This window comes from Murinocardiopsis flavida, from assembly GCF_003014485.1.
GTDB classification, from domain to species: Bacteria; Actinomycetota; Actinomycetes; order Streptosporangiales; family Streptosporangiaceae; genus Murinocardiopsis; species Murinocardiopsis flavida.
The window spans coordinates 1-23,836 of sequence record NZ_PYGA01000030.1 but is presented as its reverse complement, the minus strand read 5'-3'; the positions used below and the strand labels follow the sequence as shown (position 1 = coordinate 23,836).

General features: G+C 70.0%; 23 protein-coding genes and 1 pseudogene. 10 read left to right on the top strand and 14 right to left on the bottom strand.

Annotation, left to right across the window (positions count from 1 at the left end):
* Positions 1–120: 120 nt before the first annotated feature.
* The 4 genes from CLV63_RS29170 to CLV63_RS29155 form a co-directional block, all read right to left on the bottom strand.
* Complete coding sequence (locus tag CLV63_RS29170) at positions 121–2,409, bottom strand: FAD-dependent oxidoreductase (RefSeq protein WP_106586466.1); 2,289 nt, start codon at positions 2,407–2,409, stop codon at positions 121–123.
* A gap of 86 nt (positions 2,410–2,495) precedes the next feature.
* Entirely contained in the window at positions 2,496–3,755 is a 1,260-nt protein-coding gene (locus tag CLV63_RS29165; protein ID WP_106586465.1) for an extracellular solute-binding protein, read from the bottom strand.
* 29 nt (positions 3,756–3,784) lie between these two features.
* Positions 3,785–5,728 (bottom strand): ABC transporter permease, encoded by a 1,944-nt coding sequence (locus CLV63_RS29160; protein WP_106586464.1) that lies wholly within the window; start codon positions 5,726–5,728, stop codon positions 3,785–3,787.
* A 558-nt stretch (positions 5,729–6,286) separates the two neighbouring features.
* The gene (locus tag CLV63_RS29155) at positions 6,287–7,072 is read right to left on the bottom strand and encodes a DeoR/GlpR family DNA-binding transcription regulator (protein WP_106586463.1); all 786 of its coding nucleotides are present in this window, start codon (positions 7,070–7,072) and stop codon (positions 6,287–6,289) included.
* Between the two features lie 481 nt (positions 7,073–7,553).
* On the opposite strand from CLV63_RS29155, the gene CLV63_RS34175 reads away from it, so the two are divergent.
* The gene (locus CLV63_RS34175) at positions 7,554–7,784 is read left to right on the top strand and encodes a PLD nuclease N-terminal domain-containing protein (protein ID WP_245929166.1); all 231 of its coding nucleotides are present in this window, start codon (positions 7,554–7,556) and stop codon (positions 7,782–7,784) included.
* 263 nt (positions 7,785–8,047) lie between these two features.
* Here CLV63_RS34175 and CLV63_RS29145 read toward each other — a convergent pair whose 3' ends face one another.
* The 4 genes from CLV63_RS29145 to CLV63_RS29130 all read right to left on the bottom strand — a co-directional run bounded on the left by CLV63_RS29145 (position 8,048) and on the right by CLV63_RS29130 (position 11,326).
* The gene (locus CLV63_RS29145; protein ID WP_211301528.1) at positions 8,048–8,224 is read right to left on the bottom strand and encodes a hypothetical protein; all 177 of its coding nucleotides are present in this window, start codon (positions 8,222–8,224) and stop codon (positions 8,048–8,050) included.
* A 787-nt stretch (positions 8,225–9,011) separates the two neighbouring features.
* On the bottom strand, positions 9,012–9,986 hold the full coding sequence (locus CLV63_RS29140; protein WP_106586460.1) for a TIGR03557 family F420-dependent LLM class oxidoreductase: 975 nt from the start codon (positions 9,984–9,986) through the stop codon (positions 9,012–9,014).
* 180 nt (positions 9,987–10,166) lie between these two features.
* A complete protein-coding gene (locus CLV63_RS29135) occupies positions 10,167–10,814 on the bottom strand; it encodes a hypothetical protein (RefSeq protein ID WP_106586459.1) in 648 nt (215 codons plus the stop codon).
* Positions 10,815–10,891: 77 nt separating this feature from the next.
* Positions 10,892–11,326: a cupin domain-containing protein gene (locus tag CLV63_RS29130; protein WP_106586458.1), complete on the bottom strand. Its 435-nt coding sequence runs from the start codon at positions 11,324–11,326 to the stop codon at positions 10,892–10,894.
* 139 nt (positions 11,327–11,465) lie between these two features.
* Here CLV63_RS29130 and CLV63_RS29125 point away from each other — a divergent pair, with 139 nt between their 5' ends.
* The 4 genes from CLV63_RS29125 (at position 11,466) to CLV63_RS29110 (ending at position 15,254) form a co-directional block, all read left to right on the top strand.
* Entirely contained in the window at positions 11,466–12,416 is a 951-nt protein-coding gene (locus tag CLV63_RS29125) for a helix-turn-helix domain-containing protein (RefSeq protein WP_245929171.1), read from the top strand.
* Positions 12,417–12,520: 104 nt separating this feature from the next.
* Positions 12,521–12,985, top strand: a complete 465-nt coding sequence (locus CLV63_RS29120) for an NUDIX domain-containing protein (protein ID WP_106586456.1) — start codon at positions 12,521–12,523, stop codon at positions 12,983–12,985.
* A gap of 203 nt (positions 12,986–13,188) precedes the next feature.
* Entirely contained in the window at positions 13,189–14,796 is a 1,608-nt protein-coding gene (locus CLV63_RS29115) for a polymorphic toxin-type HINT domain-containing protein (protein WP_146165696.1), read from the top strand.
* 128 nt (positions 14,797–14,924) lie between these two features.
* Entirely contained in the window at positions 14,925–15,254 is a 330-nt protein-coding gene (locus CLV63_RS29110; protein ID WP_106586454.1) for a hypothetical protein, read from the top strand.
* Positions 15,255–15,315: 61 nt separating this feature from the next.
* Here the strand turns inward: CLV63_RS29110 and CLV63_RS29105 are convergent, their stop codons facing one another.
* The 5 genes and pseudogenes from CLV63_RS29105 to CLV63_RS35330 all read right to left on the bottom strand — a co-directional run.
* Positions 15,316–15,723 carry a hypothetical protein gene (locus CLV63_RS29105; RefSeq protein ID WP_146165695.1) on the bottom strand — a complete coding sequence of 136 codons (408 nt, stop codon included), beginning with the start codon at positions 15,721–15,723 and terminating at the stop codon, positions 15,316–15,318.
* A complete protein-coding gene (locus CLV63_RS29100) occupies positions 15,710–15,904 on the bottom strand; it encodes a helix-turn-helix transcriptional regulator (RefSeq protein ID WP_106586452.1) in 195 nt (64 codons plus the stop codon). The genes CLV63_RS29105 and CLV63_RS29100 overlap by 14 nt, the downstream gene beginning before the upstream one ends.
* A 79-nt stretch (positions 15,905–15,983) precedes the next feature.
* A complete protein-coding gene (locus CLV63_RS33340; RefSeq protein WP_146165694.1) occupies positions 15,984–16,673 on the bottom strand; it encodes a hypothetical protein in 690 nt (229 codons plus the stop codon).
* 105 nt (positions 16,674–16,778) lie between these two features.
* Positions 16,779–17,306 carry an ATP-binding protein gene (locus CLV63_RS29095; RefSeq protein WP_106586451.1) on the bottom strand — a complete coding sequence of 176 codons (528 nt, stop codon included), beginning with the start codon at positions 17,304–17,306 and terminating at the stop codon, positions 16,779–16,781.
* A 478-nt stretch (positions 17,307–17,784) separates the two neighbouring features.
* Positions 17,785–18,030: pseudogene (locus CLV63_RS35330) on the bottom strand (helix-turn-helix domain-containing protein); the annotation flags it as partial.
* Positions 18,031–18,200: 170 nt separating this feature from the next.
* Between CLV63_RS35330 and CLV63_RS29085 the strand changes: the two are divergent.
* The 5 genes from CLV63_RS29085 (at position 18,201) to CLV63_RS29065 (ending at position 22,199) form a co-directional block, all read left to right on the top strand.
* Positions 18,201–19,052: a helix-turn-helix domain-containing protein gene (locus CLV63_RS29085; RefSeq protein ID WP_106586450.1), complete on the top strand. Its 852-nt coding sequence runs from the start codon at positions 18,201–18,203 to the stop codon at positions 19,050–19,052.
* Entirely contained in the window at positions 19,049–19,237 is a 189-nt protein-coding gene (locus CLV63_RS29080) for a DUF397 domain-containing protein (RefSeq protein WP_106586449.1), read from the top strand. The genes CLV63_RS29085 and CLV63_RS29080 overlap by 4 nt, the downstream gene beginning before the upstream one ends.
* A gap of 56 nt (positions 19,238–19,293) precedes the next feature.
* Positions 19,294–20,133 (top strand): alpha/beta fold hydrolase, encoded by an 840-nt coding sequence (locus tag CLV63_RS29075; protein ID WP_106586448.1) that lies wholly within the window; start codon positions 19,294–19,296, stop codon positions 20,131–20,133.
* 225 nt (positions 20,134–20,358) lie between these two features.
* The gene (locus CLV63_RS29070) at positions 20,359–21,843 is read left to right on the top strand and encodes a Hint domain-containing protein (protein ID WP_211301527.1); all 1,485 of its coding nucleotides are present in this window, start codon (positions 20,359–20,361) and stop codon (positions 21,841–21,843) included.
* A complete protein-coding gene (locus CLV63_RS29065; RefSeq protein ID WP_106586447.1) occupies positions 21,840–22,199 on the top strand; it encodes a hypothetical protein in 360 nt (119 codons plus the stop codon). The genes CLV63_RS29070 and CLV63_RS29065 overlap by 4 nt, the downstream gene beginning before the upstream one ends.
* An 85-nt stretch (positions 22,200–22,284) precedes the next feature.
* On the opposite strand, the gene CLV63_RS29060 is transcribed toward CLV63_RS29065, so the two are convergent.
* Positions 22,285–23,664 (bottom strand): tetratricopeptide repeat protein, encoded by a 1,380-nt coding sequence (locus tag CLV63_RS29060; RefSeq protein ID WP_106586446.1) that lies wholly within the window; start codon positions 23,662–23,664, stop codon positions 22,285–22,287.
* Positions 23,665–23,836 lie beyond the last annotated feature (172 nt).

The following is a 23,836-nucleotide window of genomic DNA, read 5'->3' as shown; positions in this document are numbered from 1 at the left end:
GTGCGCGGCCAGCTCACCGTGACCCACGGGGACAGGACAAGGCTGCGGGGCGGCTGCGCAGCAGCGACCGCCGAAGCACCTCCTCTCGGCCGGACTCCGGACCGGTACCCCAACAGTCACTCACGGCGGGGTGTCGGGGCCGTAGACGCGCAGGGCGACGACGTGGGCCTCGGCGGCCGCGACCGTCAGGCGCAGCGCGTCGGCGCGCACCGCCTCGGGGAGCACGTGGACGCGGTGCCGCCGCCGGTTGCCGTTCTCGGCCACCAGCGGGGTCCACCCCGCCCCGGTGCGCGCCTCCACCGTGTAGTCGCGGACCAGCTCCGGCATGACCGCGAACGGGCTGCGGTGGTAATGCAGGTTGTTCATGTACTCGTTGACGTCGTCGTCGAAGACCAGTTCGACCCGGCCCACCGCCACCGGCTCCCGCCAGTCGAGGCGGAGGTGCTGCGGCGCGGCAAGGCCGTCGGAGACCCACATCTGCGGCCCGCCGAAGGGGCGCGCGTAGCCGCCGACCGCCCGCTCGGCGGCGAACGCGCCGGTCGGCGCGTCCGACCGGAAGCAGAACGAGCGCCTCCGCAGCGGCTTGGTCTGCCAGTCCACCACCGGCTGGTAGACCTGCCCGGTGTCGACGTCGCCGTCGTCCACCGCCCCGGCGCGCGTGAGGCTGAGGACCCCGGTGCGCATCGCCGCCGCGACGTGCAGGGCGACACCAGGGTGGGCGCGCACCACGAGGAACGCGTTGCCCGGCTCCGCGGGCGCCCATCGCAGCGGCGCGCGCAGCCACTGGCGCCCGCCCTGCTCCAGCGGGACGCGGACGGCGGCGCGCAGGGTGTGCGGCACGGCGTTCTCCGGCCGCCCGGTGTCCCACAGCTCGACGGCCAGCTCGGTGCCCGCGCCGTCCGGGGCGACGTCGGCCAGGAGCCGCACCCCGTCGATGCCGGGGTCGGCGGGCAGCAGCAGCCCGGCGTCGTGGGCCAGCGGCCACGGCGACGTGGCCGGACCGTCCGGACCGTCCGGACCGTCCGCGCCGGGCTCGACGGCGAGCGCGGTCAGCGTCGACGACGCACCGACCTCGGCGCGCTGCGCGAGGTCGGCGGGGTCGTCGTAGCGGAGGCCGATGACGGCGGCGTCCTGGCGCAGGAGTGTGCGCTGGAGCGCGGCGATCCCCGACGACGCGAGCGCGCGCGGCACCGTGCCGCCGCGCGCGCACAGCGCGGCGGCGGTCCCGGCGGCCTCGCCCATGACCGCGCACGTCGCCATGACCCGGGTGCTGCCGAACGCGATGTGCGTGGCGGAGATGTCGCGCCCCGCGAACAGCAGGTTGGCGGTGTTCGCCGAGTACAGGGAGCGGAAGGGGACGTGGTAGACGCCGTCGGGGTAGTACTGGGCCGCGCCGCCCTCGGCGGCGTACATCCCGCCGGGCGGGTGCAGGTCGATCGACCAGCCCCCGTAGCCGATCCGGTCGTCGAACGCGCGCTGCCCCACGATGTCGGACTGGGTGAGGACGTGGTCGCCGACGAACCGGCGGTACTCGCGCTTGCCCGGGACCGAACCCACCCACTCCAGGGTGAGGTTCGCCGCGTCGGGGAACCTCCCGGAGTTCTTGATGTAGTCCCAGATCCCGTAGATGACCGACCACAGCTCGTCGCGGATCCGCTCGTTGTCGTGGACCGTGTCGAGCTCGCCGCCCCATTCGATCCACCAGTACGCGGCCCCGTTCGCACCGGCCTTGATGACGCGGCGCTCGGGGATGCCGGTCGCCGTGATGTCGGCGGCGATGTCCGGCGGGACGTAGCGCACCGGGTGGCCGAGGTCCTTGGTGTAGAAGAGGATCGTGCTGCCGAGCAGCAGCTCGTCGGCCTCCTCCGGCGCCCACGACTCCCCGTGCTCCGCGCGCGCCTCCCTGCCCACGCGGTAGCGGGCGCCGGCCAGGTGTCCCACGAGGCCGTCGCCGGTGCAGTCGAGGAAGAGTGGGGCGACGAACCGCGTTTCGCGCTCCGACGCCATCGTCCAGCCGGTGACCGAGCGGATCACGCGGGCGTCCTCGGGCCCCTCCGCCTCGACCTCGCGCACGTCGGTGTTGAGGTACAGCGCGATGCCGGGCTCGGCGCGCACGGCGTCGAGCACCACCATGTCCCAGAACACCGGGTTGCCCTCGGGGTTGCGGTACTGGTTCTCCAGGTACAGCTCGCCCACGATGCCGGTCTCGCGCGCGTAGCGCTGCGCCCCGGCGGCCGTCGCGCCGCACACCCACACCCGCACCTCGCTGCTGGAGTTGCCGCCCAGCACCGGCCGGTTGTGCACGAGGGCGACGCTGGCGCCGAGCCGGGCCGCGGCGATCGCCGCCGCCACCCCGGCCAGCCCGCCGCCGGTCACGACCACATCGAACTCGGCACTCTCACGGCGCACGCCGCACCCCCTGGTCTCCCGCTGCGGCGGGCGGTGTACCGCCCGCCGCGGCGCATCGTGGGACGTCCCCGCTGTTCAGCGGGGCGTCAGGACGCCTCGTCGGTGCTCTGCTGGAGGCGGGCCAGCACCTCGGCGGGGTCGCCGTCCTTGGCGACGGCCGTGCCCAGCTCGTTGTCCAGGCCGCCCTTGAGCTTGGCCCACGCGCCGTCGGACGTCGGGTCGAACCGCGCCTTGGGGATCATCTCCACGAACTCGGCGTAGTCGGGGTCGTCGCGGAACGTCTCCGAACCCGACTCCGTGGTCGGCAGCAGCCCCTCGGTCTTCAGGTACTTCGCGTAGTTCGCGGGCTCGTAGAAGGCGTCCAGGAACTTCTTGATCTGCGGCTTCTTGGCGTCGCCGCCCGCGTTGAACGCCATCAGGTAGTCCTGGATGCCCAGCGCCGACGGCTCGGCGCCGTGGTTCACCGGGTGGGTCGCGATGCCGTAGTCGACGCCGGCCTTCTCGACCGGGTCGAGGAACGCGCGGGTGCCCAGCGACCCGTAGACCATCGCCGCCTTGCCCTGGGCGAACAGCGGCCACGTGCCGTCGGCGCGGTTGGTCTTGCCGGGGTTGGGCTGGGTGTACCCGTGCTCGACGGTGAGGTCGCGCAGGAAGTCCAGTGTCTCCACGTTGCGCTCACTGTCGACGGTCCACGCCTCGTCGCTCTTCCAGTCGCCGCCGTTGGCGCGCGCCCAGGTCCCGAACTCGCCGTGGCCGCCCTCGGAACCCAGCGCGAGCGCGTAGGGGATGGTGTCGGGGTCCTCCTTCTCGAGCTTGGCCGCGGTGTCGAGGAACGCGTCCCAGGTCTTCGGCGGCTCCTTGATCCCCGCCTCGGCGAAGATGTCCTTGTTGTAGTACATGGCGTTGACCGTGCCGACGAACGGCAGGCCGTACTGCTCGCCCTTGTAGGAGGCGTTGTCGGCGAACTGGGGCAGGAAGTCGGCCATGCGCTCCTTGGACATGACCTCCTCCGCCGGGTACAGCAGCTCCGACTCGGCGTAGTCGGCGAACACGTTGGTGTTGAGGATGTCGGGCAGCTGCTGGGTCTGCACCATGGTGTTGATCTGGTTCTGGAGGTTGCTCCAGTCGATGACCTGGACGTCGACCTTGATGTCGGGGTTCTCCTCCTCGAAGGACGCCACGAAGTCCTTCCAGTAGGGCTGGGTGCCCTCGGTGTACTGGGCGACGACGAGTTTCAGCGCGCCGTCGTCGGAGCCGCTGCCGCATCCGGTCAGGGTGCTCAGCGCCAGCGCCGCGGTCGAGGCGGCCGCGAGCACCTTCAGCGGTGCCGTTCTGCCTGGGTGCATGGGGGTCTCATTCCTTCTCGGCCGCCGGGTCACTTCCCGCTGCCCGTCGTCAAGCCGCTCACCAGGTACTTCTCGATGAGTGCGAACAAGATGACGGCGGGGACGATCGCCATGAGGGCGGCGGCGAACAGGTACTGGTAGTTGGTCTCGTAGAGCCCGACGAACTGCTGGACGCCGACCGTCAGCGGGACACGGCCGTTCGGTGGGTCGTTGAAGAGGGTGAGGGCGACGATGAACTCGTTCCACACCTGGATGAAGGTGAAGATCGTGACCGTGATGATGGCGGGCGCCGACAGCGGGACGATCAGCCGCAGCATGATCCGCAGCCGGCCCAGGCCGTCGAGCATCGCGGCCTCCTCGATCTCCACGGGGATGGACCGGAAGTGCGCGTGCATGATCCACACGGCGAAGGCGATGTTGAACGCGGAGTTGACCGCGATGATGAACCAGTACTGGTGCACGCCGCCCAGGAACAGGGCCTCGCGGTACAGCCCGATGATCAGCGCGACGGCGGGGAACATCTGCGTGACCAGGATCAGCATCAGGAACGCCGCCTTGCCGCGGAACTCCGTGCGGGCCAGGATGTAGGCCGCCGGGGCCGACACCAGGAGCACCACCGCCGTCGCCGAGAGGGCGAGGGTCAGGCTCACCCGGAAGTAGTCGGCGAGGGGGATCACGCGCCACACGTCGGCGTAGTTCGACCACGCCCACTCGCGCGGCAGGTAGTTCGCGGGGACCTCGAACAGTTCCGCGTCGGTCTTGAGCGAGCCGAGGAACATGGCGACGTAGGGCGCCAGGAAGAACGCCGCGACCAGCAGACCCGTGAACGGCAGCACAACGGGCCGCGCCCGCCGCCACCCGCGGTGCAGCGCCACGATGGCAGGGGACGGCGGAGCGGCGGCGCGCGGCGGCGGGGCCGCGCGCCGCTCGGCGCGGTCCTCCCGCGGGGGCTCTGCCGCGGGCCCCGCGGCGACCGGCGCGTCCGGGCGCCGGACGGGCCGCAGTAGCAGCCCGAAGACGGCGATGAGCAGGACGAGGAACGCCACGTTGAGGACTGCCAGCGCGGCCGCCTCGCCGGGGTCGAGCCGCGTGGTGAACGCGATCTTGTACATCCACGTGACCGTCGTGTCCGCGCTGGTCCCCGCGGTCTTGCCGGAGATCACCCAGATGACGGTGAACGCGTTGAACACGTGCAGCATGTTGAGGACGAGCGCGACCAGCAGCGAGGGCCGCAGCATCGGCAGGGTGACGTGCAGCCACGCCCGCCACGCCCCGGCGCCGTCGATGCGCGCGGCCTCGTGCAGGTCGCCGGGGATCGACTGGAGCCCCGCCAGCAGCACGTAGGTCGTGAACGGGATGGACGTGATGACCCCGACCGCCATGATCGACGCGAACGCCGTCGAGGGGTCCTTGTACCAGTCGTGCGGCGCGCTGAGGATCGACAGGTCCATGAGCAGCCGGTTGAGCAGCCCGTTGCCGCCCTCGAACAGGAAGCGCCAGACGGTCGCCGTCATGACCAGGGACGCCGCCCACGGCACGACGACAGCGAGGCGCACGAAGCGCCGGCCGACGAAGTCCTTGCTGAGGAACTGCGCCAGCGCCAGTGAGAGGACGACGGTGATCCCGACGACCACCACCAGCCACGACGCGGTGTTCGTGACAACGGGCCACAGCGCGGGTTCGGCGAACAGCGTCCGGAAGTTGTCGAGCCCGGCGAACCCGGTGATCATGCCGATCTGGTTGATGCTCATGAACGCCATGGCGCCCATGTAGAGGGCGGGGAAGACGATGACCAGTGCGATCAGCGCGGTGCTCGGTGCCAGCCACCGCAGCGGGACGGTGCGCTCCCACAGGCCGGCGCGCCGCCCGGGGCCGCGACCGGACCGGCGGGCCGCCGCGCGCCCCTCATCCGGGTGGACATCGGTGCCCGCGGACGCCGTTGCATCGGTTCTAGTCCCGTGAGAAGCCGCCATCACCCGTCCACTTCGTCGGATCTTGGTGGCAATCGTCACGGGAGCCATGAGCGACGTCAAGCGTTTTGACCGTCAAGTGCTCAACATTAATCATTTCGCATTCAGCCGATGATCACGCCAGCGAGCCCGGATTCCCGACGTTTCCGCACGCCGAACCCGCTCCCCGCCAGTCGGACAGCACTCGCGCACGGAGTCCGCGCGCACCCATGCCCGGGGCCGTGGGGGTCGGGCGACGAAGGGCGGTCCCCGACCCCGGGACCACGCGAATCGGGAACGCGGGGTGCACTGGGCTCGGGGGTGGGGGTCGCGCGCGCTGGGCTCGCGGGGGTCGTGTACTGGGGGCGCGGGGTGGGAGTCCGCGCACTGGGGACCCGAGGAGTGGCTGCCGTCGCGGATGTGAAGCACCCGGCGGCACGAAACACCACGCTGTGGTGTTCCCGCCAGACCCATGCCACCGCTGGCGGTGTGGGGCACGCGCCGCACTCCGCATCCCGAACTCCGCGCGGAGACGCATCCCGGCCCGGGACCTCCAGAGACCCCGGGCGGTCCCGGGAGCCCTCAGGCGCGGATGACCTTGACCCCGGCCTGCTCGAAGCCCTGGGCCGCCTCTTCGCTGATGCCCGTGTCGGTGACCAGGATGTCCACCTCACTGAGCGGCAGGATCCGGGCGAAGGCGCGCTGCCCGATCTTGTTGCTGTCGGCGGCGACCACCACCCGCTCGGCACGGCCCGCGAGCAGGGCGTTGATCGCGGCCTCGCCCTCATCGAACGCGGCGGCCCCCGTCTCGGCGCTGATTCCGTCCACCCCGATCACCGCTGTGTCGATGGCGACGGCGTCGAGCAGCCGCGCCGCCAGCGGCCCGATCAGCTCGTAGGAGCGGGCGCGCACGACACCGCCGACGACCACCAGCTTCACGTGCGGGCGGACGACCAGCTCGTTCGCTATGTTCAGCGCGTTGGTCACCACCGTGACACCGGCGCCCTGGTCGCCGCCGTGGAAGCCCTCGTGCAGCGCGATTGCGCGGGCGACGTTGGTGGTCGTCGTCCCCCCGTTGAGCCCGACCACCGACCCCGGCGCGATGAGGTCCACCACGGCCTGGGCGATCCGCTCCTTCTCCGGCGCCTGCCGCCCGGCCTTGTAGCGCAGCGGCAGGTCGTAGGAGACGGTCGCCGCGACGGCGCCGCCGCGGGTCCGGGTCAGGAGTTGCTGCTGCGCCAGCTGGTCGAGGTCCCTGCGCACCGTCGCGGGTGACACGCCGAGGTCGGCCATCGCCTCGTCGACGGTGAGCGAGCCGCGCTCCGAGAGCAGGTCGAGCACAGCGGTGAGCCGCTGGTGGCGGTCCATGGGAACTCCCGGAGTAGCAGCGCGCATGACGAGCGGTTGATCTATCGTGCAGACTCTAGTCCCATTCCGATCACCCTCATGCTCGGTCGGCAGTGCCCTGATCGCCACCGATCCGGCCCGCGTGACCGCGCCCGGCGGGTCCGGCTCGGGTCAGGCCCGGGTCCGGCCCGGGTGCCGCGGACCGCCGCGGACCGCCGCGGGTCCGGCGCGCGTCCGCGTCCGGCGCGGCAGCGGGCCGCACGAACGCGCGGACCCGGCCCGGAGCGGCGTCCGCTGCGAAAGTCGACGGCGGCCATTGACTTTGGTCAAGTCGGCCGGTCACTTGCGTCCCATGCGCACGAGCCCCGCTCCCGGCAAGACTAGGTCTCGTCCTTGCAGAAGAGGAGGCCGAAGCCGCTGCTGGCGTCACCGTGGACCAGGCGGCCGGCGGAGAAGCGTGCTGACCGCCGGCACGTGCAGCACACCGAGCAGGAGGATCCCAGTGTCCGAAGAAATCATCGCCATCGCCGGACTCGCCGCCGTTGCGGCGGCCATGATCGCCTACGTGGTCCTGATCATCGCCGCGGTGATCGGCATCATCAGTGCGCGCCTCACCGGCGGGATGAAGCTCGTCTGGTGCGTCCTCGTGTTCCTCGCGCCGTTCGTGGGCAGCATCCTCTGGTTCCTCGTCGGACGGAACAACGTCCAGCCCGCGATGTACCACTACCACTAACCCGTATGGCGGGGGCCGGGTCGGCGGCGCAACGCCGCCGACCCCCGCGGCGGAACACTGCGCCCGACTACCGCGCCCGACCGCCGCCGCCGAGCGCTGCGCCCTACTGCCGCGCCCGACTGCCGCGGCGGAACACTGCGGCCGACTGCCGCGCCCGACTACAGCCGCCGAGCGCTGCGGTTGAATCGTGCGGCCGACTACCGCCACCGAGCGCTGCGACCGACCCCGCCGACAGCGTGCGGAGCCGGGGTGACACCCGTCGGCTAGCGGGCGTTGCGTTCCGCGGCGGCGTGCCACCATCCGGGCGGCGACGGACCGGTGACCGCGGCGGTCGGCTGGTCGGGGTGCAGGCCGAGCCGCCGCAGCGCGTAGGCCCGGACGCGGACGATGGACCAGCAGTGCCAGCGCCCGTCCGCACCGACGCCGCATGCGAGATCCACGGCGACCTCGTCACGCTCGAACGGCGTCCAGTCGATGCCGCGCTCGCGCAGTCATGTGCGGGCGGCCGCCATGGGATGCGGGCAGCCCGGCAGGTTCTCGTAGTGCGCGATGGTGGTCCACTCGGCGCTCGGGGTGTCCACGATGTCCATGACGCCCATGGTGGCGCATACCCCCGCGCGAAGTCACGGGAGGACGCCCGTCCACCGCCGCACCGGAAGCGTCCACGAAGCACTCCCCAGGGCCGCCCTCGCACCCCGGGTCTGAATCGTAGAGGCCACAGGGGAAGAGCCCTCCGTTCCAGTGGGCAGCCGCCCACGGGCGAGAGTGTCCCCCGCCCCAGCCGACAGCCGCCCACGGGCGAGAGCGTCCTCAACCTCAGCAGACAGCAGCCAGGCTGCCGGAAAGCCTGCGCACGCCCCTACTGCGCCGCTTCGCGATTGTCGCGCAGCGGGGGCCCGCGACGGCCGAAACACACCCCGCACTACGACCGCCGGGCTCGCCCCCCACACAACCCACGTCAGACACCCACGTCGCCCCTCCCTGCCCTCAGCCCCTCCCCGAGCAGAAAAGGCCCGGCGTCCGCTTCGGCCGACGCTGCTGCGCAGGCTCAACGGCAGCCCAGCCCAGGTCCCCCGCGGCGCAGGACGCTCTCGGCACCCACCCCCACCCCCACCCCCGCACGGCGAGGCGAGAACTCACAGCAGGGCGGTTGGGCGGTCGTGGTGCTGGTCGGCGCTCCGTTCCGGCAGAACCACGCCCCACAGAACACGCCCCACAGAAAACCTCCTAGCCTCGGCCGGAGAGTGCCCCCGACCGCAGCGGTTCGGCGAGTTCCGTCGCGTAGAAGTCGAAGAAGCCGTCGGGGTCGGGACCCGCGTTGACGAGGGTGAGCCGGTCGTACCCGGCGTCGCTGAACGTCCGCACCGCCTCGATGTGGCGTTCGGGGTCGGGGCCGTAGCCGAACGCGGACGCCATGTCGGCGTTGTCGATGAACGCGGTCGCCGCGTCGAAGTTGACGGGGTTGGGCAGCTCCGCCTGCACCTTCCAACCAGTGAGGCCGAACCGGAACATCGAGCGCGCGCTGGCGAGCGCCGCGGCGTCGTCCGTCGCCCAGGCCAACGGCACCTCCGCGTAGCGGTCGCCCTTGCCGCCCGCCTCGGTGTAGGCGCGCAGCAGCCCGGCGTCGGGTTGGGTGACGAACACCCCGTCGCCCATTTCGGCGGCGATGCGGGCCGCCGCCGGCCCGCCGGCGGCGATGATGATCGGCGGGGACTCTTCGGGGAGGTCGAACACCTGGGCGTCCTCCAAGGTCAGGTACCTCCCGTCGTAGGAGTGGTAGCCGCCCGACCACAGCAGCCGGATGATCTCCAGGGACTCGCGGAGCATGGCGTGCCGCCGGTCGACCGGCGGCCATCCCCGTCCGACGACGTGCTCGTTGAGCTGTTCGCCCGAGCCGAGGCCGAGCACGAACCGGCCTTGGGACAGCAGCGCCGTGGTCGCGGCCGCCTGCGCGATGATCGCCGGGTGGTACCGAATGAACGGGCAGGTGACGCCGGTCGCCATGGTGATCCGCTCGGTGCGGGCCGCGACCGCGGCGAGGATGGACCACGCGAACCCGGAGTGCCCGTGCTCGGGCAGCCACGGGTGGAAGTGGTCGCTGACCTCGACAAAGTCGAAGCCGACCGCCTCGGCGCGCACCGCTTGGCGGACGATCTCCTGCGGCGAGTACCCCTCGGCGAACAGCTTGTATCCGATCTGCATCAGGCTGCCTCCATCGTGCGGATGCCGTACCGCCCGGCCCCCTGCCCGCAGCAGCGCCGCCTGCACATCCGAAGCGGGCAAAGGCCCGGCCTGACCGGTGGGGAACCGGTCGCCGCTGTACGGAGCCGGACGGGCGGGCGTGCCGAAGCGGGCGTGCCGAAGGGAGTCCTCCGGACATGGTCACGGGTGATCCCGGCAGCCCGCCCGGACGCAAAGATCGGTCGGGAGCAGTGCGACGGCGCGCCACCGGGCGGGATCGACACGGTGCCCCCGGCCGGGGACGGAGGCCGAGACCGGAGCGCCGAGCCACCCGTCGGCCTCGGGGCCGAAGCCGATCTCCATGATGATCGGGCCGGGCGCGTCGGCGGGGACGCCGGGTGCGCCGGTCGGCGGGCTCATCGGGACCGGCAGTTCCATCCGGAGATGGCCCAGGCTCTGCCATCGGTCGAGGACGCCCAGTTCGGCGTGGTCGGGCCGCACATGGTGGAACCGCGGTCCGACCACGCGTTCGACGCGCTCCATGGCGGCAGAGGCCGGCACCGGCCCGGCGTCGGCGAGAGTGCCGAGTCCGCTGTGCAGTGCCGTCACGATGTTCACGGCGCTGCTCCGTTCGTCGGGCCGCAGCCGGACACCGACGAACGCGCCGGTGTCGAATGCGACCTCGATCGCCACATCGGACCCGGCCCGCGCGAGCCACGGCCCGGTGTCCTCGGGGGCACCGGTGCCGAACGGCAGCCGGACGGCGTCCTCCCATGCGCCGCCCGCGGCGACGGCGAGACCCGTGGCCGCGCCGAACAACCGGTCCCACGCGTCGATGGCGGCCGTCATCGAACCACCCCTCTCGTCACCGGGACGGTAGCGGAACGGCAGGTCCGCCGTCCCACCATCCCGGTGCCCTGGCGTCCTCAGGCCAATGCGTGCCCGGTGGTCCGTTCGATGTGGTCGGGGACGGTTCCGCTGTAGTCCCCGACGGTCACCGTGCCGCTCGGCTCGAACAGCAGGATCCGCGCGCCACCGTCCGAAAAGGGCCGGTGCTCCACCCCGCGCGGCACAACGAACACGGATCCCTTCGGCAGGACGACGACGCGTTCCCCGCCGTCCGCGCCGTCCGCGCCGTCCGCGCCGTCCGCGCCGTCCCCGCCGTCGCGCAGCGCGATGCTGAGTTCTCCTTCGACAACGAGGAAGAACTCGTCGGTGTCCGCGTGGGCGTGCCAGACGTACTCACCGGCCACCTTGGCGATACGGACGTCGTAGTCGTTGACCCGGGTGACGATTCGAGGGCTCCAGACCTGGTCGAAGCCTGCGAACGCGGACTCCAGGTCGATCGGTTGTGTGCTCATGCGCTCATCCTGGCCGGTGGCGCGGCAGTGGTGTGAGTGCTAGGAATTGCACATGCCGCATGGATCCTCGCACAACCCGTATGGCTCGAACGACCAAAACGACCAGAACGGCGGCCGCGGTGCGCGGCACCGGGTCGCGATGGTCGTCGAGGATGGGTCGAACCCGTTCGAGATGTCCGTGGCGACCGAGCTCTTCGGGCTGGCCCGCCCCGAGATCGACCGGCCCTGGTACGACTTCGTCGTGTGCGCCCCCGAGCCCACCGTCCGCATGCACGACGGCCTCCTCACCTTGACCGGCGTGGCGGGGCTCGACCGCGCGGAACGCGCCGACACCGTGATCGCGCCCAACAGGCCCGACCCGGAGGTGCCGCCGAGCGCGGCGGTACTGGCGACGATCAGGCGGGCGGCCGGGCGCGGCGCCCGGCTGGCGAGCTTTTGCACCGGGGCGTTCACCCTGGCCGCGGCGGGGGTGCTCGACGGGCGCCGGGCCACAACGCACTGGCGCTGGGCAGAGGCGTTCGGCCACCGCTTTCCCGAGGTGCGGCTCGACCCCGACGTCCTGTTCGTGGCCGACGGCGACATCCTCACCGCGGCGGGGAGCGCGGCAGCGCTCGACCTCGGCCTCCACATGATCGCCCGCGACCACGGCGCCGAGATCGCCAACACGGTCGGCCGGCGGCTGGTGTTCGCCGCGCACCGCGACGCAGGCCAACGGCAGTTCATCGAACGGCCCGTTCCCGTGGTGGGGGACACCTCCCTGGCGTCCGTACTCGCGTGGGCGCAGGCGCGCTTGGACCGGACGCTGACCGTCGCCGACCTCGCGGAGCGGGCGGCGGTCAGCCCGGCAACCCTGCACCGGCGCTTCCAGGCCGAGCTGGGTACGACCCCGCTGGCGTGGCTCATCGCCGAGCGGGTGGAGCTGGCCCGCCGGCTGATCGAGCGCGGCGGGCTGGGATTGGACGCGGTCGCCCGCGCGAGCGGACTCGGCACGGCCGCGAACCTGCGCGCCCAGATGCGCCGCCGCACCGGCCTGAGCCCCACCGCCTACCGGAGGCGTTTCGGCGCAGCACTCTCAGCCTCTGAACGGTAGGTAGACGCCGTTGATCCCGCGGGCATGCGGCCGAAGGCCGCGACGGCCTCCAAAGGCAGTGTCGGACGCTGCTTGAGCCGTGCGGGTCGGGCACACTTGGCGTCGTGGTCGCACAGCGCAGCGCCGGGATCCTGCTGTTCCGCAGGTCGGACGCCGACACCGAGGTGCTCCTCGGACACATGGGCGGGCCGTTCTGGGAGCGGCGCGGCGCCGGCGCGTGGTCGATCCCCAAGGGCGAGTACGGGCCCGGCGAGACACCCGAATCCGCGGCGCGGCGTGAATTCCAGGAGGAGCTGGGGCTTCCGGTGCCATCGGGCGAGCTGCTGGATCTGGGCACCGTCCGCCAGTCCAGCGGCAAGATCGTGACGGCCTGGGCGCTGCGCGGCGACCTCGACCCGGGCCTGGTGGTGCCGGGCACCTTCGAGATGGAATGGCCGAAAGGCTCCGGTCGAATGCAGACCTTCCCCGAGATCGACCGCGCCGCCTGGTTCCCCCTCGAAGAAGCCGCCGAGAAGATCATCAAGGCCCAGCGCCCCTTCCTCGACCGGCTGCGGAGCGCTCTCGCCTGACCGTCCGGAATCTGCGGATGGTCGCTTGGACCCCCCTCACCATTCGTTGCGACGGCCGCAACCATGCAGGTGACTCATATCCGGAGAGCGCCGATCAATCCGCGTGACCGGATGCGGTCGAAAACCAATGCGCGGTCGGAACGCGGCCCGGCTACGATGCGTCGGAAGCAGTGGATCATCCCCCATCACGAAAGTGAGATCCAATGCGCTGGGTTTGGCGCGCCGATTCCGGTGCGGGAAGTTTGGAGTACGGCGCACTCGTCGTCCTTTCCGCGGCCATCGTCGCAGCTTTGATCTCGGCAGGTCTGCCCACTGCGGTCACCCCGGCCGTGTCGGCGGCGGTGTGCGAGTTGTACGACGCGGCGCACTGCGACCCGGCGAAGGGCGGCCCGGACGGCTCCGCGTCGAAACCCGACGACCAGGGAGGCCCGGGCGAGCCCGGCGACCCTGCGGCACCCGGCCAGGGCGACCCCAGCGGGGGCGGCGACCCGGACGCACCGGGCGATCCCGATGGCGGTGGGGGCGACCCCGACGCAGCGGGCGACCCTGACGAAGCGGGTCAGGGGGACCCCGCGGCCCCGGACGGCGGGACCTCGCAGGCCGGGAACAACGCCGCGGTGGACCCCGACCTCGACAAGAAGATCGAGGACGCCCAGAAGGAGTACGACGACCTTCTCAAGGACGCCGATGAGAAGAAGTCCGGCGCGGGGAAGATCGACAAGCTCCTGCTTGACCTGCTCAAGGAACTGATCGGCTACAACGACGCCAAGAAGTGCTTCACCGAGGGCGACGTCGTGGCCTGCCTGAGCACCGCGCTGGAGGTGATCCCGTGGACCAAGGCGGCGAAGTTCGTCTCCAAGATCCCCAAGGCGTACAAGCTCTTCGACAAGTGGCGCAAGGGTTCCAAGGCCTACGACAAGGTCAAGAAGCAGCTCGCCGATCAGAAGAAGAAGCTCGACGACCTCAAGAAGAAGCGCGAAGAGCAGAAGAAAAAGAAGGAACCGGAGCCGACCAGCTGCCCGATGCCGCAGGCCGGCGGTAAGAAGCCCAACAGCTTCGTTCCAGGGACCCAGGTCCTGTTGGCCGACGGCTCAACTCTCCCCATTGAAGAGATCGCGGTCGGCGACGAGGTGCTGGCCTTCGACCCCCGCACGGGCAAAGAGGGCCCCCGCCCGGTCACCGACCTGATCGAGGGCTCAGGCAAGAAGACCCTCGTCACGATCACCGTGACCGACGACAGCGGCGCTACTGGAACCGTCACCGCCACCGACGAACACCCCTTCTGGTCCCCAGAAGACGCGGAGTGGCTCGACGCCGAAGACCTCCGCCCGGGTGACCGGCTGCGCACAGCCGAGGGCGAATGGGCCGAGGTCCGCGCCACCGCCACCCGCACCTCCCCTGACCGGGACGTGTACAACCTGACCATCGCCGACCTGCACACCTACTATGTAGGACGCGGTTCCGGTCTCCTGACGCACAACGATGAGCGCTGCCCTGAAATCGTCCTCGACAAGTTCGACAAGTTCGAGCAGGCGCGCAATAAGGCGTTGGATCTGCTCGGGGAAATCGACCCCGCAACTCGCAAGCCGCTCTACGGCCGGCTGGAGACGGCGACCTCCACATACGGAAAGAAAACTGGGTTCACCACAAGAGTGAATGGTGTTTACAAGGAGTTCCGCATGGACTACGACCCAAAGAAGGGACCGCACATCAACATCATGGTTGGGAAAGGAAAAACTGCGAAGAAGTACGCGGTTCCCTGGGAGGGAACCGAAGACGAATTCGCCAAACTCCTGAAGAACAACACATGAGGCCCAGCGAGGTCTACGGGGCCAACCGCGGATCCGTTCCCGACGGATTGCGGAGGGCGGCTCGTACCGAGAATTCCGGAGTCCGTTTTCTCTCCTTCGATGAGAGTCGTCAGTTCGAGTCCGTTAGCATGGACCTGTTCCCTGCGGAATCGACAGGAGGGCTGGACTGGAGTTCGACGCCCGATGCCGAAACTCACATCTACGAGGATGAAGCCGACGCAGTCATGCTCGTCCGACAGCTCGTGGTTGACCGAATCGATCGGGAACCAGTTGTCGTGCTGTTCTGGGGTTCGCTCGACCTGCCCAGCATGTTGCTGCCTGCGAGCACCCTCATTTCCCACGTCGAGTCCGTTGTTGAGGTCGGCCCCGTGTTCTGGGTGTTCGCCCCGGAGCGTCGAGTACTTCTGGAATGCCGTCCCTCAGGAGAGATAACCGTGGCGGTGACGCCGCCAACTTAGGGCGCGGATCAGACAGACCGCTCCAGCCGTCGTGGACGGAGCCGAACAGCAGGGCTTCGGGTTACTTTTTGCGGGTGACGTAGGTGCCTGCCGCTGTCCAGGTGATCAGGAGGATCACGAACTGGGCGTGGACGACGTTCTTCGGGTCGAGGGTGTCGAAGAGGATGATGGAGTACGAGCTGAGGATTCCCAGCGGAACGGCGACGTAGCCGACGATCGCGAAGGTGTTCTGCTGCATCGACCTGTCGCGCTCATCGAGCAGTTTCCCTGATCCCAGTCGGGCTCCGTCTGAGGCTTCGTCCGGGCGGAGGTGGGTCCGGAACATGGTCCAGAGGGAGTAGCAGAAGACGGCGACGAGGATCGTCGGGAAGATCCAGTTCGCGGACACCATGAACGCGAAGGTGCTGAATGCGACGCCGACGAGGACGAGTGTTGCTGCGACCAGCCAGAGGCGTTTAGTCATCAACATGGAAGATCTCCTCTACTGGTTTGTCGAAGTGTCGGGCGATTCGCACGGCCAATGTGAGCGACGGGTCGTAGCGCCCGGTCTCGATTGCGTTGATGGTTTGGCGGGATACGCCGAGGATCTTCGCGAATGATCCTTGGGACAGTCCCGCTTTGACTCGGAGGTCCCTGACTTCGCTTTCCACATGACAAGCGTACTTGACACCCAAATTTAGTGTCAAGCGGACTTGTCATGTGCGCCTGGTCGCGGATGCTCCGCCGTCGTCAATGCGGGAGCTGCGCGGCGGCGAGCAGCGCGACCCCCAGGACGGGAAGCGCGGTAAGGGTGATCGCCCCTGTGGCCATGCATGCCTGGCGGGCGCAGTGGGCGGCGGCACGGGCGACGCGGCGGCGCAGGGGAGGGCGGCGCTTCCGGTCGAGGAAGTCGGGGCCCGCATGGACGGGCCAGTAGTCACCGGCTTTGTGCGCGCCGTTGGACATGGCCCGCAACTTGGCGACAAGGACGACGCTGTCGCGGTCGACGGGGAAGTCCTCCCGTGTTAGCAAGTGCAGCGGGACGTCGGCGTGCCTGGGCCCGGCCCCGACCCCGGCCCCGCCCGCGGCCTGCTCGTGTCCGCCGCCGATGGGCAGGGTCTGCGGCGCCGGGACAGGCGTCGGCACTGTCGCGGCACCTGCGTCGGTCGTGGCCATCGCGGCGGATCCCACCGCTGTCGCAAGCGCCACGGGCGCCGCCGCTGCCGTACGTTCCGCAGCCGACTGGGCGGCCCCGCTCGGCGTGAGGAGTACGTCGGGGCGGATCGTCGCGAGCCGGCGGATCAGTGATGCGAGTTCCGCGTCCTGCTCCCGGTCGCGCGGAGCGCGCCCGCTCGGCGGGCGCTGCGGTGGGACCGGCGGTTCCTCCGCGTGAATGCGTCGCGTGTCGGTGAGGGTCCGTTGGGTGACGTGCTCGGACATGGTGGTTCCTCGGTCTCGTAGCGTCGTGTGGGCCTCGGCCCGTGAATGGAATGGCGGTCGGTAGGAGGCTCAAGACCGTGTGGTTCCGAACGGCCGCCACAGTCCCTAACCGGTGTGGACCGAGCGGCCCAGGCCGCAGCGGTCCCCCACTGAGGAGAGCGGGAACTCGGCCCACACCGCTGTACCGAGCCCCGCGCAGAACGGGAACGGGACGACGGCGAACGTGCCCCACGCGGCGGCCAGGGAGTCGATGAGCAGCAGCCCGCGACCGTCTTCGGCGCCGTCCCACTCCTCGTCGGTGCGCTGGTGCGGGACTCGGGGCGCGGTGGCCGCGCCGTCGTCGATGAGGGTGAACCGCAGTCGCCCCGGACCGCGGAACGACAGCGCGCGCACGACCCGCCCGCCCTGCTCACCCGAGCGGGTGTGCGCGGTGGCGTTGGCGAACGCCTCGCTGGCGCACAGGGCCATGGCGTCCACCAGTTCGGCGGGCAGGCCGGGGAGCCGCGCGAGGTCCGTGCGCAGTTCGGATCGGACGCGGGCGGCCTCCGCCGCCTCCCCCGGGTAGAGGCGCGGCGCCCACCGGATTCCGGGTAACGCATACGAGGCGGGTGTGGTGTGCGGCATGATGGCCATGTCGGCAGTCCTTTGGCAGTTCGTGTTCGAGGTGGCATGCTGTCGGCCCGCTCTGGGGGTGTTCACGCGCCCCCAGGGCTTTTTCATGCCCCGGCCGACCGGAGCGTTCAGTAGTGGGCGGCGCGGGCCGGGACCCTACGGCCGGTTGCGGATCCGGGGACGGGCGGCACCGGGTCGGCCCCGGCGGTGAGAGCGCGGCGCGGTTGGTCGCCGCCCGCGGCCTGGTCCAGGAGTGCGAGGGATGCGTCTGTGGGCAGAGCGGCGCCCTGCAATGTCGCGAACAGGTCGGCGTAGCCCTTGATCTGGGTCGCGTCGGTGACGAGGTGCCCGGGGCCGCGCGGGTGCGGGGTGTAGGCCAGCAGGTGGGGATCATCAGCGGCGCGAACATGCGGATCTGGGCGGCTTCGGACGTCACGTCATCGACGCATGAACCCGCCTTGACGTGCCGGCTGATGTGGATCTGCGCCCAGGCGTCCATGAGGACGCCTTCTGCGCCGAATGCCCCGTCCATAGCGTCGATCACTCGGCGCCCGGGGTCGGAGTCGCCTGACTCGATCGCCTTCAGCTCGCGCTCCGTGATCACCGTGCGCCGTGCCACTTCGGCCGACGACAGCTTCACGCGCTCGCGAGCAGCCCGCACGCGTTGACCGAACCGCGTCCAGTCCCCGTTGTCCGAGTCTGCGATCCCGACGCCGACCCCTCGGGGCGGCTGGGTTCCGACCATGGTGTCCTCCGTTGAGCCGATGACAGTCTGTGAACCAACGGCTTTAGGTTAAGTTACAGTTCACAAAAACTGAAGCGCTTCAGAAAAACTGCACCGATTGAATCTAGGAGGTGCCGGTGGAACCAGGTGACCCGGCTAAGGTCTGTGTTGACCCAGGAGGAGATACCCGGATGTCCCGAAAGTTCGGCTCGACGGCCCGTGGTCGGAGGTTGCGCCGAGACCTTCGGCTGCTGCGCGAGAGCGTGAACCTGAGCACGGACGAAGCCGGGAGCCGTGCAGCCATGTCGGGCCCCACGCTCAGCCGCATCGAGTCGGGTAAGCGCGGGGTGAGCGTTGACGAGACCGAGCGGTTGCTCGATGTCTACGACGTCCCGCTGACTAAGCAACGCAAGATCCTGGATCTCGCTGAGAGAACGAACGAGCTGGGCTGGTGGCAGCCCTACGAGAGTCATCTGCGCGAAGACGCGCAGAGCACGATTGCGCTGGAAGAACAAGCAAGTCGCATCGTCAACTTCGAGCTGATGCTCATTCCCGGCCTCCTGCAAACGGCCGAGTACGCGCGCGACATCATCCAGGCCAGCAACTTCGATGACAGTCCACAGGTCATCGAGACCAAGGTCGCCGCGCGGATGGCGCGCCAGTCTGTACTGTCACGGCCGGATCATGCGCCCGAGCTGGTCGCCATCCTGGACGAAGCTGCGCTGCACCGTGCTCGCGACCCGCAAATCATGAAGCGCCAGTTGAAGCAACTCCTGGACGCCGCCGAGCGTCCGAACGTGCTCGTCCAGGTGGTCCCATTCTCAGCGGGCCAGCACGCCAGCGCCGAGTCGCCGTGCGTCGTATTCGAGTTCGGGGACGACCCGGCGATCGTGTATCTGGAGGGAAAGATCTCCGGGCTCTTCCTGGAGGAGTTGGATGAAGTTGCCGTGTACCAGGAGACGGTGCGGCGACTGAGCCAGGTAGCGTTGAATGCATCCGAATCGCACGAACTCATCGATCGGATCAGCAAGGAGCTACCGTGAACCGCCAAGATCACCAGTGGCGCAAGTCCAGCTACAGCGCAGGTAACGGCAACTGCGTGGAGATTGCCGACGCTCTTTCCACCTCTGCCGTGCGCGATACCCAGCACCGCGAACTCGGCGCGCTTCTTTTCGATTCCGGCGAGTGGCGGGCCTTCCTCTCCGTCGCGAAGCACCGCAGCCTCTGACCATCGCGGGAGGCCGCGCCCCGTCGGCACTCAGCGGACGATCGGACGGAGCAGTCGTGAGCGACTGGCAGTTGGGCGAGACCTACCGCAGCACTTCGGGCGATGTGCGCTGGGCCCGCTTCGGTGAGCCGGACGCCCCTCCGGTCGTCCTGCTGCACGGCACGCCGTTCTCGTCCTTCATCTGGCGCGGCATCGCCCGCGCGCTCGCCGACCGGTACCGCGTCCACGTCTGGGACATGCCCGGCTACGGCGCCTCGGAGAAGTCCGAGGGCCACGACATCTCCCTTGCGGCGCAGGCGCGGATCTTCACCGAACTGCTGGACCACTGGGGACTGGCGGAGCCGCAGGTGGTCGCCCACGACTCCGGTGGAGCCGTCGCACTGGGCGCGCACCTGGTGCACGGTGCGCGCTACCGCCGGCTCGCCCTCGTGGACGCCGTCTCCCTCGCTCCGTGGGGGAGCCCGTTCTTCCGCCTGGTCGGAGCGGACGCCGGGACGTTCGCGCGGCTCCCGCACGCGCTGCACGGCGCCCTCGTGCGCGAGTACGTCGACTCCGCGAGCAGCCCCGGCCTGCACCCCGCCGTCCTCGACGCGCTGGTCGAGCCGTGGCTCGGCGACGCCGGGCAGGCGGCCTTCTACCGCCAGATCATCGGCCGCCTGGACGACCAGGACTACACCGATGCCATGCAGGACCGGTACGGCGCGATCGAGGTCCCCGTCCTGGTGTGCTGGGGCGCCGACGACACCTGGATCCCGGTGGATCGCGGCCGCGAACTCGCGGCGCGCATCCCGGGCGCCCGGTTCCGCGCCATCCCCGGCGCCGGCCACCTCGTCCACGAGGACGCCCCCGCCGAACTCGGCATCACCTTGGCGCACTTCCTGCACGCCTCTGCCTGAGGGCGCGGTGCAGCGCCACAGGCGGCCCAGGGGGTGGCCGTTCTGGCGAGGAAGCCTGGCGCGGTAGCGGTTGCGCCGGAGGTCCCAGGCGATTCCCGTGCCGGGTATCCGATACATTCTCCCGATATCTGGATGATTCAGGCCGACATCCTGCGCGCGAGGGCCGCCCGCGCACCGCTTGTGTCGGATTCCGGCGGGTCACCCCCATCACGAGAGTGAGATCCGATGCGCTGGTCGTGGCGAGCCGATTCCGGCGCGGGCACCTTGGAGTACGGCGCGCTGGTCGCGTTGGCCGCCGCGCTGGTCGCGGCGCTGATCGGCAGCGGAGTGCCGAGCCAGGTGACCCCGGCCGTCACAGCGGCGGTGTGCGACCTGTACGACGCCGGTCACTGCGCTGACCGCGACGGCGGATCCGGAGAGCCGGGCGGAGAGCCGGGAGGCGAGCCGAGCGGGGCCCCGGGTGACGGCCCCGGCGAGGGAGGCCCCGGCGACTCTGATGGTTCAGGGGATCCGCAGGACGGCGTGCAGGAGGCGGGCACCGGCCCCGGGTCGGACCCCGAACTGGAACAGCAGATCAAGGATGCCCAAGAGAAGTACGACGACCTTCTCAAGGAGCACGACGAGAAGAAGGGCGAAGCCGGCGACATCGACGAGGAGTTGATGGATCTCCTCAAGGAGTTGATCGGCTGGAACGACGCCAAGAAGTGCTTCACCGAGGGCGACATCCTCGCGTGCCTGGAGACCGCGATCACGGCCCTTCCGTGGGGCAAGGCGCTGAAGTTCGTCTCCAAGATCCCCAAGGCGTACAAGCTCTTCGACAAGTGGCGCAAGGGCACCAAGGCCTACGACAAGATCAAGGGCCAGCTCGACAGGCAGAAGAAGAAGCTCGACGACCTCAAGAAGAAGCGCGACCAGCAGAAGAAGGACCCGGACAAGAACGGCGACAAGGACAGGCCGAAGAGCTGCCCCACGCGCGCACCCGCGCCCAACAGCTTCGCCCCGGGCACCCCGGTGCTGCTGGCCGACGGCTCCACCGCTCCGATCGAGGACATCCGCGTCGGCGACGAGGTCCACGCCTTCGATCCGAGTACCGGAGAGGAGGGCCCGCGCCCGGTCACCGACCTCATCCGCGGCTCCGGCGAGAAGACCCTCGTCGACATCACCGTCATCGGCGGCGGTTCAACGGGCACCATCACCGCGACCGGCGGCCACCCCTTCTGGGACCCGGAGTCCGCCGAGTGGGCCGCCGCCGAGGAACTGGCCACGGGAACGGTGCTCCGCACGGACACCGGGGACTGGGCCCGGGTCACCGGCGCCGAGGTCCGCAGCGCCCCGCAGCGGGTGTACAACCTGACGGTCGCCGACCTGCACACCTACTATGTGCGAGCGGGCGCGGTCGAGCCGGTCCTCGTCCACAACTCCAACGCGGACCCGTGCGGCCCCCCGTTGAAGTCGCTGCACCCGGACAGCTCCCTCGACAAGAGTTCGCTGGACTTCTGGAAGAAGAAGGACACCGACGAGATCGTCGCCTCGCTGCGGCCCGGCGCGGAGGAGTCGCTGAAGGTCAAGCCGGACGGAACGATCATGAACGGCAACACCAGGATCGCGGTCCTGCGGGAACGCGGGTACGACATCGACTCCCTTCCCCGGGAGCCGTACGGAGGAAAGAAGCCCATGACCGACGAGGACTTCTGGGACATGGACCAGTGACGGTCCAACAGGAGTTCCGCGCGGTCCTGGAGTCGGGGTCGCGGGACGCGCTGTTGCGCGCGCTCGGGCACCGGCTCGGCATATCCGCGCGCGAGATCTTCGCCGAGCAGGCCCCGGACGCCCTGAGCCAGGCGCGGGCGTGCAACGAGATGATGATCGCGCTGTGGGCGCAGACCGACACCGCCCGGCGGGCGGGGGTCGCGGGGTACCCGGACGCGGAGTTCCTCGCGATCCTCAGGTCCAAGGCCGACACCGGGGGCGCCCGCGTCCACCTGCGCCGCGCGGTCGAGGGCGCGCTGGCCGTCACCCGCGGCCCGGCGGACGAGGGTGAGGCCCCCCGGCCCGAGGAGCCCTAGGCACGCGACCGAGGGAAAGGAGCCGCCGGCGGCCACATCGTTTGCGGTCGACGGCGGGACGGATGCGCAGGGGGGGACACGCGGGTCAGGTCGGGTCTGTGAGTCGGCGGCCGATGCGCTCCCGCGTCTGTGTGGCGCGTGTGTCGTTGTACTCGGCGATCAGGTCCAGCGCCGCCGTCCAGTGCCGCCGCGCCGTCGCCGGATCTTCTCCGATGAGGGCTGCCGCCAGGCCGTCGAGGGCCAGGGCCTCGTTCCACGGGTCGTGGAGTTCGCGGTGTGTTGCCGCGGCTTGGCGGTGGAAGTCGGCGGCCTCATCGGGGCGGCCGAGGCTGCGGTAGGTCTCGCCGGCACCCTGCCAGGCCACGGCTTCCCTGCTGCGGTCGCCGAGGCGCCGGTGCAGTACAGCGGACCGCTGAAAGGACTCCAGGGCGTCCGCGAAATCCCCGTTGGCGTGCTGCGCGTTTCCGAGGGTGCTGAGCCAGAATCCCTCAAGCCGCTGGTTGCGCAGGTCAAGGGCGATGTCGAGCGCGGCGTGGGCCGTGTGCAGTGCGCCTTCGATGTCGCCCTGTTCGCATTGGACATCGCTCAATAGGCGCAGGGCATTGCCCTCACCCCGCCGGTCTTCGATCGGCCGGTGTGCCGCCAGTACCTCGCGGACGGCGGCATCAGCATCAGTCAGGTGCCCGGCGCGGTAGTGGGTGCTGGCGAGGTTGGACAGTGAGTTCGTCGCCCGACGAGTGGATCCAAGCTCCTGGAACAGGGTGATCGCCGCCTCGAAGTTTAGGGCCGCGTCATCGAGGTGCCTCATTCGAAGGTGGGTCAGCCCGAGTAGGTTGAGCGAATCCGCCTCTCCGCCGCGATCGCCGGAGTCGCGCCGGATCGCCAAAGCGTGCTGATAGTGGTCCAGACTCTCAGAGAAGCGGTTCAGCCGGGTCTGATCGACGCCGAGACAGGTGAGCAGCAGCGCTTCGGCGGCGCGGTCGCCCAGCCGGACCGCCGCGTTCAGCCCGATGCGGTCCACGGCCAGGGAATCGGGGACGGAGGCGGACGAGGGCAGGACATTCCACAGGGCGGCGGCCAGCTGCCAGGTGAGCCGGTCGAGCCTCGCCGCCTCGGCGGCACGTACGGATCGGAGCATGTTCGTGTGCTCGGCCTCCGCCCAGTCCACGGCGGTGTCGAAGTCCGGAAAAGCCAACGGGTGCACGTCGTTTGCTGGTGACGCGGGGACCACATGTTCCTTGGTCGGCCTAATCCAGTCCTGGGCGGCGGCGGCCGTGTGGAGGTACCAGGTCAGCACACGCTGGATCGCTTCCGCCCGTTCTTCGGCCGGCTCTTCGCGTTGCGCCTGGTCGGTGGCATAGGCGCGGAGCAGGTCATGGAACTCGTAGCGGTCGGGGCCGCATTGCTCGATGAGATGCGCGCCGACCAGGGAATCCAGTATCTGCCGGGTTCGAGACGCCGACATGCCGACGAGTGCCGCAGCGGCGTGGACGCCGAATTCAGGGCCGGGATGTGAGGAAGCGGCGCAGCGCCTCGTGGGCTCCCACCGGGGCTCCGGGGTCGTATCCGCGCAGGTTGATGTAGAGCTGCCCGTCGGGAAAGCGCTCTTGGAGCTGATAGGCCCAGTGCACGGCCAG